We start from the raw sequence: 21,109 nt of genomic DNA, 5'->3' as shown, positions 1-21,109 counted from the left end.
GGTATTTCTGATCGCGAGGATAAGCCACGGCGAGCGGTTCCGAATCGTGGCGCACTGCATTTAGGCTTGGCACGTGCGAGCGCAACTTCACAGTCGGCAAGCTTGTTTAGTCCGATCAGAAGTCGCACCAGTCCGCGTACGGTAGCTCGCCTTTCTGCCTGGCGGCGTCGTCTACGAACAGTTCCCAATACACTGCAGGCGCGCGATCCATGATTCGCTGTTGATCGGGGCTTCCGACACGCAAGACCAGTTGTGCAGTTTCGTGAAAGTTCTCGCGCAGATTCAATGTCTCGCCAGGCAATATCCGGAGCGACCGACCATCCGACCGTTCAGACAAGTACCGGTACCACGAGTAACCGAGCCCCTCTATGCGGCCCTTGCCGTGCCCCCGCATGTGCTGCAAAAGCTGACCCTCATGCGTTCCAATGACGTCAGGGATTGCGACGCGCAGCGCCCAGTGGTGCGCCGTAAGGTTGCCCTCGTTCTTGAGGTCCCCAACCAGTACATACTCTCGTTGGTCACCTCGGGCTCCGCGCGGTACTGTTTTGAATGAGGCCGTCACGTGAGGCCGCGTGCGCCGGTTCATCACGTCACGGATGGCGAACCCGTGCATCGGTTGAGCTGATGCGTCGATGCGACTGTAATATCTGCGGTCGCAGGTATTTTGATATGCCGTATCACCTTCTTCGACCTTGACAACGAAGATCGATCCGCCATCAGCCGGGATGTGCGTGATAGTGAAACCGCGCAGCACCGGGTCTGTATTGGAGACAATGATTTCTCTCAGGCGATCTTGCGTCACGCGCGCGTCTCGCACTGGCGAGATCTCGCCAGCATAGGACTTGGCGTCGCGTTGAACTTCGCCGAGGCCATATATCAACGTGCCCCCACCCGCGTTGGCGAATGCTGTAACGTCTGCGATCAGATCCGTTCGCGCCCTGTCACTCATGTTTTCGAGTTTGGCCCCTGCTTTGAATTCGAGGTTGACCGACTCGGCCACGACGTCGCGGAGAGCCTGGATATCTTCAATCGTTTCGTACACGGTGCGTCCCATTGATCGTTAACCGCGCCTCGCGACGACGCGTTTACCAAACATACTACTTGATCCTCAACGTCCGTTGAGTGGTCTACTCGCACATCCGTTTTGCGAACGAGAACTACTGGCAAGAGCCGAGTTGGGCCAGATCCTCATGCCGCCGACGCTGACTCCACAGCAGGCCACTAAGTCGGCCACGAGGCACCAAAAGATACCGGTCTATGACGGTCAGTGTGGCGACGCGTTGGCTAAACACGTTTTCGTTCCGTTGCATATGCGCGCTATGTCGACAGAATTTAACTTAGCTCGTACAGGGCGCAGATGGGCGATACCAGCAAGAATCGAAGGATTGACGAACATGGTTGACACTGCCCAACAGGAGATCGAACTGGCGGTTATGCTCCATGAGACTTGGGGACCCACGGCATATGACACCGGCCTTCATGCACGCATCGGAACTTCCTATGCGGCACACGCCTTTCAGATTATCCGGTTGTAGCTGCGTCGTGAGCGGTTTCAAAGTCGCGCCCCCACCCGCGTGCTCGCTTGCGCTGAAATTCCCCTGGCAGACTTCTATCGGACAGCCGACTACCTTTCCGCCTGTCTCCCGTATCTTCGGGACCCACAGCGGCAGGAGTTTGCGCCGTTACAATGGTAGCCATCGGTGTTCATGCAATGGAACATTTGAACGAGTCACACGCCGTGCCGCATTTTGTTTGCCAAGAGAGAAAATCTAATATGCATAATCGCGCTGCGTTGCAAACGGGGAGTTCCGTGAGACGGATGGGCGTGGACGCCCTAGTTCGATCACTGGCCGTGTCCCAAGACCGACCGTTGATGCTCTTCCTTGGCGCGGGCGCATCGATGACTTCCGGGATGCCTTCCGCTAACCAATGCATCTGGGAATGGAAGAGGGATATCTTCCTTTCGAATAATCCCGGTATTGAGGAGCAGTTTAGCGAACTCTCCCTGCCCTCTGTGCGTGGCAGAATCCAGACGTGGCTGGACAGGCAACGGTGCTATCCTGCCGCAGGGCATCCCGACGAATATGGGGCATACATTGAAGCATGCTTCTCGCGCAGTGACGATCGTCGTCGCTATTTTGAAAGATGGGTCAAGCAGTCTACGCCCCACACCGGTTACAGGCTGCTAGCCGAGCTCGCCGCTTCCGGTTTGATTCAAACTGTGTGGACGACAAATTTCGACGGACTCATCGCGCGCGCTGCGACTGCCACGAATCTGACACCCATCGAAATCGGAGTAGATTCCCAGCAACGACTTTATCGCGCGCCAGGTAAAGGCGAGCTGGCCTGCGTCTCGATGCACGGCGATTACCGATATGATCGACTCAAAAATTCGCCTGGAGAACTCGCCCAGGTTGAAGTCCAGCTTCGTGACTCGCTCATTGAGGCCTTAGGAACACATACCGTCGTTGTTGCTGGATACAGCGGTCGCGACGAGAGTGTGATGCAGGCATTCCACCACTACGCGGCATCAGGTCCCGCGCGAACAGATTTGCCGCTGTTCTGGACGCAATACGGCGAGGACCCGCCTTTGGATACGGTCAGCGCCTTCCTCTCGACGAATGACGACGAGCCGTCCCGCTTCCTCGTTCCGGGCGTTTCCTTCGACGATCTCATGCGGCGGTTGACGCTCTACCTGTCAAAGGGGCCGGCCAGAGACCGCGTCAATAAGATCCTTGACGAGCATGCGACGACGCCCGTTAACCAGCTCACTGCATTCGGGCTCCCCCCGCTTCCCCCTACCGGCCTCATCAAAAGCAACGCAATTCCGCTGACACCGCCTCAGGAGCTTTTGGAGTTCGATCTGCATCAATGGCCGGCTTCCGGAACCGTGTGGGCCACGTTGCGGGAGCTTGGCGACAAGCACAATTTTGTCGCCGCGCCGTTCCGATCGAAGATTTATGCGATCGCTATATCCGAAAGTCTACGCCTCGCGTTCGGCGAAAATCTGAAAGGGGAAATCAAACGGGTACCGTTGAACGATGACGATCTACGATACGAAGACGGCGTCATCAACCAGCTTGTCCGCCGTGCGACCGTCCTCGCCTTATCGGCCAAGGCAAATTGCCCGTCAGACGGAGAGTCGTTGATCTGGACATCCGAGAAGGTCGAGGATCTGCGCCTGGACGGGGTCGACTGGAAAGTTCACCAGGCCGTACTGGTACAGATACGCCCGCTCGGAAGCGAGCTGGCGCTCGTCCTGAAGCCCACCCTGTACGTTACCGACCAAAGTGGAGCGATCGCACCCAAGGATACCGAGCGGCTCGTCAAGCAGCGCGTGCTGGGCTACCAGCACAACAAGGAATTCAACGGCGCAACCGAAGCGTGGCGACGTCGCCTCGTGCCTCAGCGCGATTTTCATGTCCGCTTCCCCGACCATGAAGACGGTATCGATCTGACCTTCTCCGGACGACCGCTGTTTGCGCGAATCACTGACGAGCGCGAGCGTACCGTTTCACTCAGCTCCGCTCAGGAGTTAGCCGCGAGGCAGGCCGGACTTCAACTCGCAGAACCGCGACTGAAATTCGCGCGCAAATCGGCAGCCGGGCCGGCATTCGACACCCATCCCGTCCGAGGCTTGATCAACAACAGGCCGTTCGATTCCAGCCTCACCACGGCAGGGATAGCTTCGTCCATCCGCGTCGGGATCATTGCGCCCGCCCGGGACGCCACACGCGTTCACCAGTACCTGTCCCAGCTTCACGTCGCGGCACAGCCGGGGAAGGACGCGGATTATCTCCCGCCGTTTCCAGGTTTCGCGTCCGCCTACCAGTGCCCGATCGAGATCCCTTCGGTTGGTGAACAATCGTTCGTCCAGCTTGACGAGCCGGACAGCATGACCCCCTCCTCGGCACGCGCTTTGGCCGGAGCAATCACCAGATCGATTGCCTCCCTGAGTGCGTCGCAGCGTCCCGACGTAACCATCATTTACGTCCCCGATCGCTGGGCTCCGTTGCGCAACTACATGATCGACGATGAAGAGTTCGATCTACACGATTTCGTCAAGGCGGCGGCGATTCCGAAAGGCTGCGCGACACAGTTTGTCGAAGAGGACACCCTCCGTAACACGCAGCAGCAATGCCGCGTGCGCTGGTGGCTCTCGCTTGCCCTGTACGTCAAAAGTATGCGCACGCCGTGGACGTTGGAAGGCCTCAGCGAGAAATCCGCCTATGTGGGTCTCGGCTTCAGCGTCAAACGCAAGACGGCGCAGAATGCGGGCGCACACGTCGTGCTGGGCTGTAGCCACCTCTATAGCCCGAACGGCATCGGTCTGCAGTTCCGCCTGAGCAAGATCGAAGATCCAATCATGCGCAACAAGAATCCCTTCATGAGCTTCGACGATGCAAGACGGCTCGGTGAGGGCATCCGTGAACTGTTTTTCGCCGCCCATCTTCGACTTCCTGAGCGAGTGGTGATCCACAAGCAGACCCCATTCCTTCGCGAAGAACGCAGTGGGCTCCAAGCTGGACTCGAGGGCGTTGCGTGCGTCGAGCTATTGCAGATATTCGTTGACGACACGCTACGATATGTGGCGTCCCACCCAACCTCCGACGGAAAGTTCGAGATCGACAACTATCCCATTCGGCGCGGTACGACAGTGGTCATCGACGATCACACGGCTCTTTTGTGGGTCCACGGCGCATCTACTGCCCTGAATCCCGGAAGACACTATTTCCAGGGCAAGCGGCGAATTCCAGCCCCGTTGGTGATCCGGCGTCATGCGGGCACGACCGATTTGATGACCATCGCAGATGAAGTTCTCGGCTTGTCGAAGATGAACTTCAATAGTTTCGATCTGTACGGGCAACTTCCAGCAACGATCGAAACATCACGGCGCGTTGCGAGGATCGGTGCACTGCTCGATCGATTCTCGGACCACTCGTACGATTACCGTCTGTTTATGTAGAGAAAGAACTCACCGTGTAGAAAGAACTCTGATTTTATTAATACACTGAACGCAGTGGTCATCCGCGTTGCCCGTACAGAAAGTAGTCGTCAATCTCTTGATTCTCGCGGGATTATGACCTGCGAGGGACCGGACTGTTTTATCGCTAGGCGCAGCGCCTCCACCGGCCCGTCGGACTCGCGCGACTGCTTTGAATTGTACTGCGAGCACTACGCCGATCAGGGCAGCGACACCAAGCGTACCCCACACCAGCGTTGCACTCCGCTCCCCGACCGCCAACCAACTGCCGAGATAATTCCTCCAAGCACCGCCGCAGCCTAGGACTGAGGCTGCCAGAATCCGATTGGAACCCAAAGGCCCTGTCCTTGGTCCGCAAAGCCTCCATGCAGGTATGAGCGCGACACCCCGGCGTTGAACGTTTCACATCCTCTTGGAAGCTGAATGCAGCCCGGGCAGGATGATCCCACATCGCTGCATATCGGATCAAAGGCACAGTTGAATGCATGCAACGAGGCGTCGTCGAACCAGCGTCTCAAATAGTGCTGAAACAGTGTCAGCAAACCGCCAGCCGTAAAGTTCTGGACCGACGTGACATACACGAGGAAAGAAAGATCCATCGGGAACAGGTACTCTGTCAGGCTCTGACTGTCGTACCCGCTGTGGCGCCGCGCAGTCAGCATCAGTGAATGGCTGATCGTGTGCAGGAGGTGAAATGGCGCTGCGGCAGAATGTCCGACTGTCTTGGTGAGCTCGATTGCCGAACCCGGCGCAGATGTCAGGGCAGGACTACAAGTAAGCAGACAGGCCTGCGCTGCTGCCGCTGACGCGAAACATGCTTCAGGGGGTGGTTCCCAGCCGGCATGATCAACGCACCAGCGCAAAACCTTGACGGGATCAAGCCTGATCCACAATGCCTCGGTTTGTGCGCTGAACGCGTACAGCACGGCTTTTCCCTTTGCCGCCGTCCTGATCCTGTCCTCGAAGGGGTTGAGTTTGACGGCTATCTGATCGGGCTCCCTTTCTGGCTCACGCTTCTCCCGCGTGAAGCCAACCGCGCTCAGGACAACTTTCAGATCCGGAATGTGAGCAATATCCTGGATACCGTAGGTATCGCGAACATCGCTCCAGTCTTGTGCCCGGCTTTCTCCAAGTACCGGGTCGGGCGTTGAGGCAATCAACTGGCTAACACTTCGCCGTCCTACATCATGTCTGAGCAGGACAGCTTCCATGGTTCGACGCTGCTTGATCAGATCCAGCAGGACGGCATCGTCTGGAATAAACTGGCGGACCTCACCGAAGGTTCCTTCCGATGCACCCATTCGGCTAATAAGCTTCGACAGGCGCTCCCTAGCGCTGTCTCGTGACTTATGTAACGCCAGTCCGCCGGCGATCAGGCTGTCCAGCTGGTCTATCTCCCCAAGCAGTTCCTGACGTTGCTGGTCAATGTCGGCCATGTCCTCAGGCCTAGCCTCGCCGCCCTCAAGGATCTGCAGCAATTGCGCCTGTAATGCCTCGCTGTCGATGCGTCCGAGTAGCCCAAGCGCAACACCCTCGGCAAGGTCGCGCGCCCGTCCTTTCAGTGTGCTCTCAGGCTGCTTTGCCAGTTCAGCCTCGATGTTCGACACGAGTTCACCGGGTTTCTTCGAAAGCGCAACAAACTGGATAACCTGCGGGAAGAAAGCATCACCACCGCTAACGGGCGTACCTTTCTGAAGCGTGGAACTGTCCGGCACTCGCCCGACCGTACAGGTCGGACACATCTCCACTGATGCTGAAGCAATGTTGCTGTCGGTCAGAAGGTCGAAGAAAACATTTTGACGGTACATGCCCGCGTTATGGCGAAGCCCGAGCTGATCGTAACTCCGTGCCGCCGGGGGCGTTCCTATCTGGGAAAGATGCCCGCAGCGGTGGACGACAACGAACGGGACCTGCGTCATGTGCCCGCCGCATCCCTTTTGAGTGCATCGAATGGAGGATCCATGTGCACTGTCGAGCCCGGATATGCGACCGTACGCCGTCGCGAGCAGGTGCTCGTGCTGGCGCCTTGGCTTGTCATGATTCTGCACGGCGCCGCATGTGGTGCATCGAAGGACCAGTGGATACGGCGTGACGAAGAGCGTTGAGGGCGCCTGGATACGAAATTCACTTCGCTGCGCGGCCTCCTCGATCAGCGCATCGACCTCACCACCAGCGTTTTGCCAGTCAGCAAGGTATTTTCGGACTGCGTCCACGAGCTGCGTACGATCCAGTCCTTCCAGCGCGTCCTCCCTGTCGGCAACACCCACCACCTGAGCCAGCGCCTGGTTTCTCAGTCGGGTCACCGCGCCAGGGAGAAACGCCTCATAGAAGATCCGGCTGTTCTGTACGAGTTCCTGGTCTTCGTTGTCTGCCATAGTCTTACCGTCCCAATGCAGCTAGCGTTCGCTGGTCCTTTGGACCTGCGGGAACAATTTCAATCTGATTTTCGATATCGCGGAACGAGCGCATGGGCGGAAACTGATAGATCGACTCCAAGGCCGAACCCAGATCCTTGTCTGCACTGGCAGCATTCAGATTCTCAAGCCGGTGCAGGCCCCGATCGACCTCGTCTTCCAGTTGCTTGCGAAAGGCCGCCAGCACGCGTGCATCAAAAAGATGGGAAACCTCTGTAGGCGCGTCGAGCGCCTGCAGGAGCATCGCGCGAAGATGCAGACGCGCCTCCAGTGCGGGCTCCTTCAGCACTCTATGAAGCTGGTTGGCGTATCGGGTCAATGTGCTGCCCCAACCGGCCTGAAATTTTGCCCAGTTGTACACCACCGCCGTGAAAACGCCCGGAAGCGTCCGCTGCAGAACGTTTGGCGCAAACCGGTTGATCGGGACGGAGTCGACCAGCTTGTCAAGGAAAAAGTGATAATCGTCGAAGTTCAGAAATACGCCCGACTCAAACAGCTTCCCCGCGCTTAGCACTGAAACGACAATTCCCGGGTGCACGCGACCGCTCCGTGCCGATGACTGAATGTATTCGGCCGTGGACCGGGGCCAGCCATCGAGCACCATAAAGTTGAGTTCGGCAATGTCGACGCCGTGAGAAACGACGCTCGTCGCAACCAGATGTCGCATCGGATCTTCAATACTCTTCGTCTCGACCTGCCTGAGTGCGTCGAGAATATCGTCAAGTTGGGTCTGGCCATCAAGCAGGCGATGGTTACGTACATTCCCGTCGCGCGTATTCAGGTCGTCCAGGTGAGTGCGAATCGTGGTTGTCTGGCGCTTCTGGTTGGCATAGATGAGGTCCGTGTTCAGGTACTTGCCGATGTATGCACGAACCTCGCGAGCCCGTTCTGCGGACACACCGATCTCCTGAACCACCTCCGGATCAAGCGTTGCCAGTCCGCGCAGCCATTCATCGATCTGGTCAAGATATCGGGACGCGATCTCGGCCGATGCCCTTTCCGTGCCGCCTCGCGCAAAGCTCAACGGCAACACACCGGCAAACCAGCGGCGGATGAGCGGCTGGCCGCCCTCCCTGCTCACGCGCGCATAGAACGACTCACCCTGCCGCGCACCGGGTGCGGGGAAGCGGAATCCCGGCCGCATGTAGAGATTCTGGATGTGGTTCTCGAAGTCCTTGATGGTGGCGGTCGCGGCAAGCACTTTCGATAGCTGACCACCGTGACCGAGCTGCAACGCCTGCAACAGCGTCTCGTAGTGCGCATCGAAATTGCCGAGCGACTCACGAAGCAGATGCAGTTCGTCCTGGATCATGAAGCTGAATCCTGGATCGAGCATCGGTGGCAGTTGCAGTGTCCTGATCTTGCTCGTTCGCGAGTTATTACCACAATCGGCCGATTCGAAGGCCCGATCGCCACCGAATAGCGTCTGGCGGATTCGCTGATGTTTGCATTTAGGCTCCGCATTGAATCCGTGCTCGGGGCAGAAGTGCCGAAACGCACCCAGATAACCGGCAAAGCGTTCGTTATGTGCGATAACAGCAAGCTTGTCGACCGTCCCGACGAGCACGGTTGGCAGGTAGCGATAGCACTCTTCGTCGCTTACGTAGATGCCGACCTCCCCTACGATACCCTCACCATAACTACCACTACCCGCTTCAGTATTGCTCCAGCACCGCTCGTTCGAGCACCGGTGCTTCATTCTCACCCTGTCGATATCGCGCACCACCCGTACCGAATCACTCATGCCACAGTATGGGCAGTCCGTGATGAAGCGAAACCGTTGCAGTTTTTCCTCGTTTAACTCCGGCAGCCATACATCGGCACCCTTCACTTCCGGGCGGCTGATACGCCCCGGCGTGCCACGGCCGGTGTAGTAGCCAACCGTAAAAGGATGGCCCTTGATGCCCTCACGGCAGCGCAGGATCTCCGCCTGCGCGACCACAAAGGACAACCGCTGAAACTGTTGTGCCGACAGCATCCGTAGCGGAAAGCGCATCCACGCGGTCGTGCCGTACTGTCGTCCCCTGAGCCGTCCGTAGAGCATGGCGAAGGCAATGATGCCGAGGTAAGCCTCCGTCTTCCCGCCACCGGTCGAAAACCACAGGACGTCCGCAAACTTTGCGACATCCTTGCGCTCAGACGTCAGCGCATGGCGGTCAAAAACGGCTCTGACCTGCGTCAGGATGAAGCCGAGCTGAAAAAGATGCCATCCGTCAAACGACTTGTTCTGAAGTGCGATTGCGCGCTTCATCACCTCGTTCATCCAGCAAAAGCACCGTAGCAGGTCCTCGTGGCGCCCGAGCAGTTCGATGCCGTCAACAATACGCGCGACTTCGCGCTCGTATTGCGCCCGGTCAGCCCTTACCGCGTCGACTTCTGCCGCATTGCCTGCTTTCTCCTTCAGTACGTCCTCCCAAACCAAATCGTATCGTTTCAGCGCGTCCACAAACCCGTTCAGGACATCAAGCGGACGCGTCGCCAGCAGATCAAAGCTGGCCGGAAACGGCATGCCGACCTCATCAGCACCCGGCGCATCAACCCGGGGCTGCGCAAACAAAGGCATCGAATTTGTTCGAAAAACAGAGTCCGTCACCCGCTGGACGGCACAGGTTACGCCGTACCCTGCTACGCCATCTTCGGATCGGTACCGATAGTCCTCCGGTTGCAGTCGATGCGGGACATCGTACTGACGCCCGGCATCCAGCCGGGCGCAAAATTCAACGTCAAGCAGGCACGGCCGCATCAGACCATACGCCCTACCGGTCGTCGGATCAGTATTGTTCTGAATGTAGATTTCGAGAAGATACCGTGATGCGTCGCTCGCGAAATTCGGAGGCGGCCGCCGCAACCGTGTACGCAAAGCCACTTCGTGCATCAGGATCGATGTATCGACGAAGAGATGTCGTCGCACCAGATCAGCCAGTTCCTCGTCGCTTGCACAATCACCCCTGCCCCAGGGTACAACCAGGTTTGCATAACCACGATCGTTGAGGGGGCATGTGCGGAAAACGCGTGGATCGGATTTCCAGCGTTCGCCCGCCGTTCGAAGGAGCCCGCCGAGCGCGTCCTCGGACCAGCTGTTGAGTCGTTCAGCGTGCAAGGAAAACTTCACATCCGCAAATTCCACGGAATAGCGTTTGAAGCAGTCCGGAATCTTCTGCTGCGTTTTTTCGCCGTCGGGATTGACCTGTATCTGCTCACGCATTTGTCGCAACGACGGAATGTATCGATGCACAACATCGAAGCGGCCGTTCAGCGTAATGTCTACGCGCCCATCAGCGGTGGGCTCAACCATCAGGACCATGCCCATCGCGCTCGGTGGCTGTTCCCGGTGATAGGCCGGGTCCGGCCGTGGCGCGAGGCCGCCGACGAGTGAAATCTCTGCCGGGTCCAGTTCGGTCGTCACCCCGTCGGGCGGCAGGACGGCGCTGCGTTTGCCAGTAAGGCGCATGCGCATCGCGTCCAGCAACCGCTCCGATATATCCATCTTCTCGTTGTAGCTCAGTGGCATACGGATTCTCTGATCTCGCTGGATTTATTCTGTCAGAAGTTGCGGCGCAAAGGCAGCATCGCCGTCGCTCAGTCATTCAAGGTCGGAAGGTGCTCGCCGGCATGATGAACGACGATTTTCCGGTCCCCGGCGTCCCAGTGAAAATGCAGTCGCAGGGTGTATCGTGGGTCAAAAGCCCGCCCGAGCCTGATATGGCGGGACGCATCGACCTTCTCTCCCTTGTACACTTTGAAATAATCGCTTTCGTGTTTGCCTTTCGTTACCGCGGACATGTTGCCAGCGTAGGAAGCCGGGATCGGGGCCAGCATGTTTTCGACCTGGGCAAGCGACAGGTTCTTTCCGGAATACATCGCATAGAACCCCTCGACCAACACCGTGAGAATCTTGCCGAACGCATCCAGATCCTCGAACGGCGAGTTCCGCATGGAACGTTCACAGCCTGGGGTGAACACGATCTGTGACGGATGCCGGACAGCGAATCCCCGCGCAACGTCACGTATGGTCCTGCTGGCAGGCGATTCGCTGTGCGATCTGGCGGGACGTTCAATGCGAACAACCCGGCAGACCTGCAACATTGAATCAAACACTTCCCTCAGGAATCTGCGCGATCCGATCTGGATTGCGGAGACTTCCCGGTTACGCGACACGGCGATTGCCTTGCGGATATCGCTACCGATACGACGATGCTCCGTCCGGATGACGGCGATGGCGTTTTCAACGAGATTCGCCATTTTGGCCGCGTTCGGTACTTCGACGAGTTCGGCAAGAAGGCGAATCGCAGCGGGCACTTTCGGGCCGATTACCTTGCCCGCCGCCCAGTGCTGGACAGCACTCTGGGTGATTTCGTATTTCCGGCTTTTGAGATGTCGGGTCAGCTCTGCAACTGACCCCAGCCTGGCCACAGCAGCATCCACATATTCCTGCCACTTCTCGGCTACCCCGAGGGTCTGCTGCAGGCCGTGATTGTCCTGGGCAAACATTTCGAAGAGCTCATGCTGGGTGGCGATGCGTTCATCGCTATTTTCGAGCAGGACCAGTTCGTGTCCGACCTGCAGATCGTCCGCCGGGCCGACTACCAGTGCCTCGCTTTCAAGCCTCATGAGCTGTCTGTCGGCTCTCCAGCGCAGCGGCTCCCGTTGCCCATCCAGATACAGGACGACCATATCGCTACTGGATCCGGCCTCATCGTTCGTTTCGCGCACGATGTGCACGGGCTCGGCCAGCAACGTTTGAAGCCAGTCATCGAAGCTTCGCGAAGTCTCAAGCTGCGCGACTCTGAGCGCCTGAGGATAGCTGCCGTCCATGTCCAGTTGATGGTAGCGGGCAAAGTCAGCCGGCTCGCCTGCTGGATCGATCAACTGGTCGCGCAGATACTCTCCACGCGGCCAGTCGAGATTCCACAACCGCAGCTTGTCGCCATCAGGGACGCTTGGCAGCGCGTAGCTCTGCCACCATTGCGCCATCTGTGCGCATACCCGCTCACTCTCGAACGGGTGGCACAGGACAATCCTTCGTCGCGTATCAACGCCCAGCCAGTGCCTGCGCGAGGGAAACAGGGGGGCGGCAAACAGCACGACGTCCATGCCCTGCGGGGCAATCGCCGAAGCGCCGTCCATGTGTTGCACATTGATCCGTGTGACTGCGTCGGGTCCGAGTTCCTCATGGATCCACTCCTTCAGTATCGCGGCCTCCCGCTGGCCCCCGACCAGTACACACATCCGATGGCGCTGCCCAAGAGCTTCCGATGCGAGGTGTAGGATGACCTCGGACCGTCCATGCCTCGCACTCTCGAGTTGCCTGATCCCTTGCCGTGCCAGCGCCAGCACTTCATCCAGTAATGCCTGGATGTCGCCACGATGCACGCGCATGCGCGACGCCGTCTCAATCCACCCCTGTATGGGGCGCACGGGAAACGGGCCGCCACGCATGCTGCGAATCATGCTTCGTTCATGTATGGCGAACGGTACGTTGAGACATCGCAAGGCGCGATCGGCCGCGAGAAGCGCGGCGAGCTCCTGTGAATGGCTCCCTGTCTGGTCGGCTAGCCGCTTCAGGTTCCAGACCAGATATCCCAGTTTCTTTACAAGATTGTCCATGGCCGGATCGCGTGCCGCCACGACTTCGATGGGTGATAAAGCGGGCACGCCAGAACTGGCATCCGGAACTCCGGTGCGATCCCCCAGCCGGCTGATCCACGCGTGCATCTCAAAGGATTCTTCTTCTGGCGACGTACCCGTATAACCCACCGCCACGATGGGAACACCGGGAAATACTGCCGGAAGCGCCTTGAGAAGATTGGCTGCGTTATCGTCACATCCTTGCGCGGACATGGCGACCACGATCGAGAACGGCGAACTGTGTTGCTCGAGCAGGTTCAACGTGGCCAACAGGTCGCCGTGACCGTCGACGAGAAGCGTGCGCTGAAATCCGGTTCGCTCAAGTGACCGCCTTCCGTCGACCAGCTGAGGACGCATCACAGTGGAAGTCGCAAAATCCCGAAGCATTCTCCGTGGACGCCCGAACACCAGCAGGTCATTGCGCCGGGCCACCGATATGCGGTTAAGCCAGGGCGAGCGGACAAGACCTTGCGCTGCATCGAGCCGTAGGCGGTGAAGATAGAACGCGATCCGGGGCAGCCTCGACGCGTGGCTTACCGGGAGCGCGACCGAGACTGACTGTCCGTATCGCACGAGTCTGCCCATTGCCGCCATTGCTACGGCTTCGGCCTCATCCGGCTTGTCCAGTCCCTCCGCCTGCCATACTGCCTCCTTCCCCGTCAGCAACTCTGCGGCGGTAACCGCGGGCCAGGAATGCTCGACGACTTCGCGCCAGCCCGCTGCCTGCATGCGATCGTTCACGTTGGCGTTCCTTCAATGGCCGGCGACAGCTGCGACGCATACTCCCTGACGGCACGCTGCAGGGCGTGTGTGAACCTGTACGTGACCTTGCCTTCTTTGCCGGCTCTGGCGGAAGCCTCCTTGTTGTTAGCCTCGATGACGCGAAGGCTGGTCCACCAGCGAACGACGTTGCCTGCCTGTTCCGGGGCAATGTGTTCCGCATGTTCGCCTCCGACGAACTCGATCGCCGCCTCAAGATCTTCCGTCGAGAACTCGCTTAACGCATCGAATGTGTGCAGCGCACACGCGAGCGGCATCGACCAGGCGAGGCTCGTCATGCCTGTCTGCTGCACAAAATTCTCAAACGCCCTGGCCGGCAACGTCGCGAGGCTGGCGAAATCTTTCGAGAGGTCCTGGAGACTGCCAGCATCCCTTTTCTTCTTGTTACGGATATCGATGAACTTCAGGAGCGATGCGTGCCATCCTTCCGTCGCCTCATAAAGGTTCCGTGCCATCTCCGGCGTCACGCCAAGACCCTGTTGTTCAAGCAGCGCCTCGCATGCGGGCTGCGTCCAGCGATTCAATTCGACGTGACCGCCAATTTCGCCTGGTGCGGCAGTGAGCCACGGATGCGAATGCCAGCTCCACATCGCTCGTGCCCCCAGAAGGAAGACAATGCGCAGCGGATTCCTGAGACGCGTCGCACGCGCAGCCTTCTCATTGGCAACGCTAAGCAGATCGTTGATCCGGTTAATTGACGGGCAGTCCTCGAGCGATACAAGAATGACTGAAGGACTCGACATCGCCCAGCTTTCGATTGCCGTATCGATGACTTCTGCAAAGCGCTTCAGCTCGTACGTTTCGGCATTTGGAATGGTCTTGATGTCGTTTTTCGAGAGCGTCTTGCCAAACTGATACTCGATGATCCCCCGGAAACTGTCTTCGAGAGCCTTCGTACTGAGACCCAGAGCTGGCGTCCCCATCACGATCGAAACAGAATACTTCGGCGCTCCATCTGGCGAATTGGCAATGAGAACCTGTTTTTCGTCGTGGAGCGTGAGTGGCGACGGGATCAGATCAGTTCTGCACGGGTGACACGTCAACGCATCCTGCGCCTGATTTTGCAGATTCCGGATGGCATCCTGTAGGTTGAGATGAATGTCATCGGGCGTGCCGATCAACTGAAGGATCGACTGGTTGCGAAGCGCGTACTGGTGATTGAAGCGATCCACCTCCCGCAACACGCCCAGCCCCACCAGTTCGCGAAGCAGTCCCTCGAATCCCGATTCGCTCATCTGCTCGAACTCCTCGGGCACCAACCCCCGGGCGACATCGAGAGCCTGCTTTACGGTGAAATTGCCAATGGCCTTTCCGTATTCGTCCATCAGGCCGTTCATGACGACGGCGTACCGCCTGTCAAGATTGAGCGTCATGTTTAACCGCTCGCCTGACAGTCGACGCACGTCCGAATTACTCTCGATGCTTTCGATGTCAGCCTGACGAATGACACGCAGGCCAGCACTCGAACTGCGGTCACGCCCTAGCTGCTCGACGAGCTCGCTGCAGAAAATGTGCAGGAGACTGGGATGGCGATTGGTGAAAGCCATGATGCGATCGACCAGTTCACCTTCCTCGAACCGGTATCCTAGCGACGTCAGCGGTTGCAGGATGAGGCTGCGCGCGTCTGGTGCTGGCAGGATCTCGACGGGTAGCGGACTCCCCAGCTGCTCCAGCGGGACGTTCGGATAGGTGCGAAAGCGGTTGACGTTGTTGAGCCCGGCGAATACGACGCGAAAACGCTGGTTCGGATGATTGACCAGGGCAGCCAGCGCACGTACAAGCTGGAAATCCTTTCGCGCATCCTTGTTCAGCACAGAGTCGATTTCATCGAGGCAGAATAGGACACGCGTAGCGCCTTCCCGCTGAAATTCGGCGTGCAGGCGCCCGTCCAGACTGACATCCGAATTCTGACTCAACAGCTTCGCCTCGATGAGCTTTTTCGCCAGATGTTCCAGCACGCGCTTTTCGACATCCATTTCCTCACGTTCGACAGCGTGCTGGAACTGGCCGTCCATGCGCAGATAGAACGCGTGGTTTCTCGCCGGATCGCGCTTCTTGAACTCCTGCACGGCCGCGTTCAGCAGCGTTGTCTTGCCGAGCTGGCGGCCGCCATAGACCAGTGCCGCGCCGCGAGGCTCGACCAGGGAAGCGATTGCGTTTTCCCGTCCAAACCGCATTTCAGGAGGCGCGGGCATGCGGGCGTCCCCCTTCGTATACGGGTTGAAAAACGTCCATGCGGCCGTTACACGCAGGAACATTTCAAGGGCCGCCTGGGTATGGGCAGACGTCGCGAGATATGAGAGGACGACAGGATCGAGCAGGAAGATCGTGCATTTGCGATCCCGGCAGAAGTTGGCAAAGGCATTGCGCTCTTCGCCACTGAGCGGCTCGCCAACCAGCAGCACGGCGCGATCCGGCAAGCCGTGACGCTCAACGAGTTCGGCGAGACCGGCCAAGGACCAGTTACCGTGCACAAGGATCACGTTAAGCAGAGTCGATGATGAAACATCACCCTCGAATAACGGGAACCCCTTCGGCAAGGCCGGGCGCTGCACCCGGATCTTCAGGCGCCGGAATCCCCCGCCTGGACTGTATTCGCAGTCGAGCAGTACGTCCGGAATTCCCTGCGGGTATTCCTCTGTGAATCCGAGGAATCTGAGCACACCGACGATACTTTCGTAGGTTTTGCGGTCGAGCGTCGATCGCTTATTGGGCCCCTTTCCGCCCCATTCCATCAACGTCGCAATCGTATCCCTGAAGGCCGCCTTCTGAACAGAGTAGTCAAGTCCTCCAGGTTGCTCCTGGATGACCCGGTCGCCTGCCTCCCGGGGATTCTGGTGGGTGTGAAGCAGTTCAAACAGTTCGGGTTCAATCTGAATGAAAGTCTTCAGATCGACGTTTTCGTGTTGCGATGACTCGAGAAGACGGGCGTTGCGGTTGATGTGGTCCTGCAACTGATTGATCAACTCCCGCACAACTGTCAGGCTTCGCCGTTCCAGCGCTGAACGGGCGCGTACATCCCATCCATCAGGTACAGCATCCGGACCCACTTTCGTGCGGATCGTCAGCAGTGCCTGGTTGAGTTCCTCGTCGAGTTCCGATGCGTTGCTGTTCAGCAGTTTTTCAAGGCCACGCGTCCTGCTGTTGATCGCGTCGCCGATGAACGATACGTCAATGAACGGTTTCAGGGACGACAGCTTTTCGAGCCAGTCGTCGGCGATGTCCATGTTGGACAAATGCTCATCTTCCGTGATGAGGTCGGCCGACATCGCCTGGACCGACAGGTTCCTGAACTGATCGATATCCTGCTTATGTCCGGCGCGGATGCCAGCGATGGACGCGATGGTCGCATCGATCTCTCCGTCGAGCTTGCTCCCGAGACCTTCCAGCTGGCGCAGCAGTAGCAACTGGGCCCAGTGGGCCTTATGCCTGGCCGCGAGCTCGACCATGTCGCCAAGCCAGTTCGTCGACAGGAGGCGCATCGCATACCATTCGAACCGCAGATCGACGCCAACGTCCCCAATTTCCAGACGGGCCAACGTTTCGGGCAGACGGAACGTGGCATCAGTCTGCTCGAACTTCCATGTTGAGTGGGAGTCGAGCCGAATTTCGCCTTGCAGACACTGCAGTGCGTTCAGCAACAATGCGCTGCCCGCCCGATGTTCAAGGTCAGCTGATCCTGGATGCGAAAGGAGCATCGCAATTGAACGGTCAAGCTGGGTATGAAACTTCTTGATGAACTCTTTTGTTTCATTTGGCCGAACGTCGGCCGGGATAACTTCGAGCAACCACGCCTGTGCGATGGCCACCAGCGAATCGATCTGTTGACAGAAACTCGTGTACGCAGTGCTGTCGATGTTATCGGTTTGGCCGTCAGCCCTGATCCGCGCCACCAGTTCGTCAAGAAGCGCCCTCGAATCCGCATGTGCGCGATATCGCTCGACAAACGTGCGCACAGCAATGCTGTCTCCACGCTCGCCAGCCCGGATTGCCTCGATTGCCTCACCGATGACAGGTTCGGTCGGGCACAGTTTGAGTGCAACCCGCAGCGCGTGCCACCGCGTAGTCCGCTGGGCGTTGATATCCACCCAGGCGTTCACCTGATCCTGCAATCTTGCAGCGGCGAGATGGGCCTCTTGCGCGTCTTCATTACGCAGGAGGTCGAGGTCAACCCGTCCTCCGCGCATTGCGAACTCGGCGGCGGTGGAGATCAGCTGCCGGAGCGGGCCGTCAAAGTAGTCTACGGCGACCTTTAGCAATGTCGGGGCGAGCGTCTCGCTGCCGGCAAAGAGCGCGGGCTGCAGCGTCGCGCAAACGAGGAGATACGGCACGAGCTTGCCGATCGGTTTGCGGGCGAGCTGTTCCTCGAGATCCGTATGATTGACAAGGTTCAGATCGCGCTGCGTATAACTGAGGGAATCACGGTCTTTGGGCCAGAAATTGATGCCGTGGAACGCGGAACGCAGCAAGGACGCGTCAAGAACCCGGCCGCTCAGTAGCGTCGATTCGTTGGCATCGCGCAGCATCTGGTACGCGACGTTAAGATGACCGGCAGTGAGCCAGTGGACGGCCATCGATTCCGCCAGCCCGGTTGGCACCTCCGCGTATTGATCGTACGCCAGCCGGAATGCCTTTAGCGCCTCTTCTCTTGATTCCGAATACTGCAAATGGCGCAATGCATCCTCAACGCCGAGAACCTTCGGTTCGGCGGGTACATCTTCAAAAGCCTCAATCTCCGGATACGACTCGACGCCGTCGTCTTCGTCTGTGCGATCCCATGCAATGTCATCGCCAGCACCTTGTGCCAGACCTTCCTCGCGGACAACTGACCCGGTTACGACAGCGTCTTGCGCGGCCGGCATTTCAGTCGTTAAAGACGGATCCTCAATTTCGGAGTGTGCATTCGCCTGTGCATCCGGCTTCGGCTCTTCCGTCGGGACAACGGCAATCTTTCCCGTCGTTGCAGAATCTGGGAGGATTGTCTGCACAGGGCTTTCAACCGGCTCGGAGACCGTACTTCCCCTGCTGTCTTCGTGCGCTGTCTGCGGGGTCTGCGGGGTCTGCGGTAACTCGTCGTCACGCTTGCCTGCCTCGCGCACGCTGGGTTCGCCGCCCAACGCATTGACTACCGACTTTAAGGATTTCACGGCCTCCGGATTCAGCGTCTCTGCATCGAAGTCCCAGTCCGTAAGGGTTGCCTCATCTTCCATGAGATCATCGAGCGTCCTTCCATCTGGGACAAGGCTATGAGCGGCTTCGACCCGAATCGTTTCCAGCTCACGCTGGGCGTCGCTTACCTCGTTCAGCTTCTTTGTTTCACGCGCCTTTAGAGCGGTCCTCGCCGTGTACTTGGCTTCCGCAATCTGTGTGCGGATCTCTTCGATCTCCAATTGCGCGGCAGAAATCTTTCCGTTTTCGATAGCAAAACGGTCTACGAAATCCTTGAGATTTCGACGCTCAGTCAACGTCATCTCGAACCAGGTCCGTGGTTGCCCTTTCTCCAGCGCGGTGATGACCGCCACTTTCCATGCCGAACGCAGAGGTGGAATCAGGTCTCGCTGGTCGCTGTGCGCGAAACCGAGTGCCGTTGTCACCTCAAGCAATCCGTCACAATAGCGGTCAACCAGAACCGCCGCTTCCGCCGTGGAGATCCGTTCGCTCAGCTCGATCAGCCTCTGCAGATGCTGGTCAAGGATAGCCTTGATCCGAAGCGCCGGTTCCGGATCGGAGCCTCCCGTGCGCTGGGCCTCAAGGCCTATCTCGCCAATCAGCTCATATAGCTGTCGCAATGTGCCCGGCATGGGCAACTGGCCTTCATCCTCCGATACGGTTGCTACCGCAACCTGGGCTGCTGGTATCACAACGTCGTTTCCGAGCGCTTGCGGATGTGACGGGGCGGCGTTTGTTCCAGACTCGCTGCGTTCCTTCGATGGTGATTGTGGTAGCGGCTCCTCGACTGCCTCGGCCGGCAGCCCCCTGAACGTCCTGTAATAGGTCAGCACGCTGGGTTCGATCGCTGCTGCTTCTTCGAGCGCTCGCTTTCCGAAAAAAGTGAACCCGCAAAATATCGCCTCCGCCAGCAACGACCTGTCGGCTTCCTCAAGCCTTGTCCAGTTCGCCAGTTCGTTTCGCGCGCGAAGCCAGCTTTCTGCGGCACATTTGAGCATCAGCTCAAACGCGCGCTCCACCGTGGTATTCGCCCGATTTGCCAGTGCTTGAAGCTTCAACTGGTGATGTCTGAAGTCCTTGTGCTCGCGTTGGGCAAGCAGATCGGACAACATCTGCCGCTGCTGCCCCTCCTCGATCCGTGAGAACTCCGTCAGGTCGGCTTCATCGCGAAGGTGCCAACCCTCGTCAAAGCGCGCGAGCGCATGCGCTTCCGGGCTGCCCGCCCCATCACCGATCAGCATGATCGGAGTACCAAGGTTGCGATAGTGAAGCAATGCCGCGACAAAACGGCTCAAGCGGGCATTGCGGCCTAATAGAATCTCAAGAAGCTTTTTATCGGTACGAAAACTCCTGGGCAGCTTAAAGTGCTTCTGCAGCGCCTCCGGATTCGATTTCCCCTGAGAGTCGATGTGCCAGCAATCCGGTAACCCCTTGGACTTATCGGAGATGGTCTCCAAGTCAACATTTTGCATTATTAGCCGTTGTCTTTGTATGCCAGTCTGTCAGCGCTCCATGAATCTGCCGTCCATTCAGCCGAAGCGCGGCTCACTTCTAAAAGAATACCAGTCATTGCGAGGAAAAGTAGACTGCTCAAAACATGTTAGGCACATACTTTGATCCCGCAATGCAATATCGCTCGCTGAGTGTCGGTCATCGTCATTGCTTGGAGCCCGCGGTTAGGAACGGGAAAGGCGGACATACGAAAATCAAACTCTTTGCCAGTCGCCCTTCTCTTGCCGACCGGGCGACTGAAAATGAACAAGTATCAGGGCGAGAACGCGCGCCGGCCGTTGCTGTCGGCGTCCATAGTACGGGCGCGGCACGCGCAGCAAATGGTGGGCTCTCCAAGATATTTATGAGTGAGACCAAAGATTTTTAGCGGTAGGTGGATCGGGCGCCAGAGCGGCCGCCGCCTGCGCGGTGCGGTAAGTCCCGGCCAAGCCTTTCAGTTTATCGATGACTGCTTGACCAACGCGCGCAGCCTTGCGGGTAGAGTTCATGGCGATCGCCGTGACACGACGGACGCGTATCATCGACGCCTTGCGCGGGCGGCGGTTGTCAACGTACTTGTCGCGTCACTTCACGCGAACTGCTTTAGTTCTGCCGGTTGCATGCGCTCCGGATTGAGCCAGAC

General features: G+C 58.3%; 6 protein-coding genes. 1 reads left to right on the top strand and 5 read right to left on the bottom strand.

What is annotated here, in order from left to right; all coding sequences use genetic code 11:
- Positions 1–115 precede the first annotated feature (115 nt).
- The gene (locus LPA34_RS07310) at positions 116–1,054 is read right to left on the bottom strand and encodes an AlbA family DNA-binding domain-containing protein (RefSeq protein ID WP_228976492.1); all 939 of its coding nucleotides are present in this window, start codon (positions 1,052–1,054) and stop codon (positions 116–118) included.
- Between the two features lie 819 nt (positions 1,055–1,873).
- On the opposite strand from LPA34_RS07310, the gene LPA34_RS07305 reads away from it, so the two are divergent.
- The gene (locus LPA34_RS07305; protein ID WP_228976489.1) at positions 1,874–4,966 is read left to right on the top strand and encodes an SIR2 family protein; all 3,093 of its coding nucleotides are present in this window, start codon (positions 1,874–1,876) and stop codon (positions 4,964–4,966) included.
- A 317-nt stretch (positions 4,967–5,283) separates the two neighbouring features.
- Here the strand turns inward: LPA34_RS07305 and LPA34_RS07300 are convergent, their stop codons facing one another.
- The 4 genes from LPA34_RS07300 to LPA34_RS07285 all read right to left on the bottom strand — a co-directional run bounded on the left by LPA34_RS07300 (position 5,284) and on the right by LPA34_RS07285 (position 20,432).
- Positions 5,284–7,359 carry a hypothetical protein gene (locus LPA34_RS07300; RefSeq protein ID WP_228976487.1) on the bottom strand — a complete coding sequence of 692 codons (2,076 nt, stop codon included), beginning with the start codon at positions 7,357–7,359 and terminating at the stop codon, positions 5,284–5,286.
- Between the two features lie 4 nt (positions 7,360–7,363).
- Positions 7,364–10,909: a DEAD/DEAH box helicase family protein gene (locus tag LPA34_RS07295; protein ID WP_228976485.1), complete on the bottom strand. Its 3,546-nt coding sequence runs from the start codon at positions 10,907–10,909 to the stop codon at positions 7,364–7,366.
- A gap of 68 nt (positions 10,910–10,977) precedes the next feature.
- The gene (locus LPA34_RS07290; protein ID WP_228976484.1) at positions 10,978–13,767 is read right to left on the bottom strand and encodes a DISARM anti-phage system protein DrmE domain-containing protein; all 2,790 of its coding nucleotides are present in this window, start codon (positions 13,765–13,767) and stop codon (positions 10,978–10,980) included.
- Positions 13,764–20,432 (bottom strand): Cdc6/Cdc18 family protein, encoded by a 6,669-nt coding sequence (locus LPA34_RS07285; protein ID WP_228976483.1) that lies wholly within the window; start codon positions 20,430–20,432, stop codon positions 13,764–13,766. The genes LPA34_RS07290 and LPA34_RS07285 overlap by 4 nt, the downstream gene beginning before the upstream one ends.
- Positions 20,433–21,109: the final 677 nt, after the last annotated feature.

Source organism: Paraburkholderia gardini, from assembly GCF_907164575.1.
Taxonomy (GTDB): Bacteria; Pseudomonadota; Gammaproteobacteria; order Burkholderiales; family Burkholderiaceae; genus Paraburkholderia; species Paraburkholderia gardini.
Note: the sequence above shows the minus strand (reverse complement) of the source record. Positions and strands in the feature narration are given on the sequence as shown.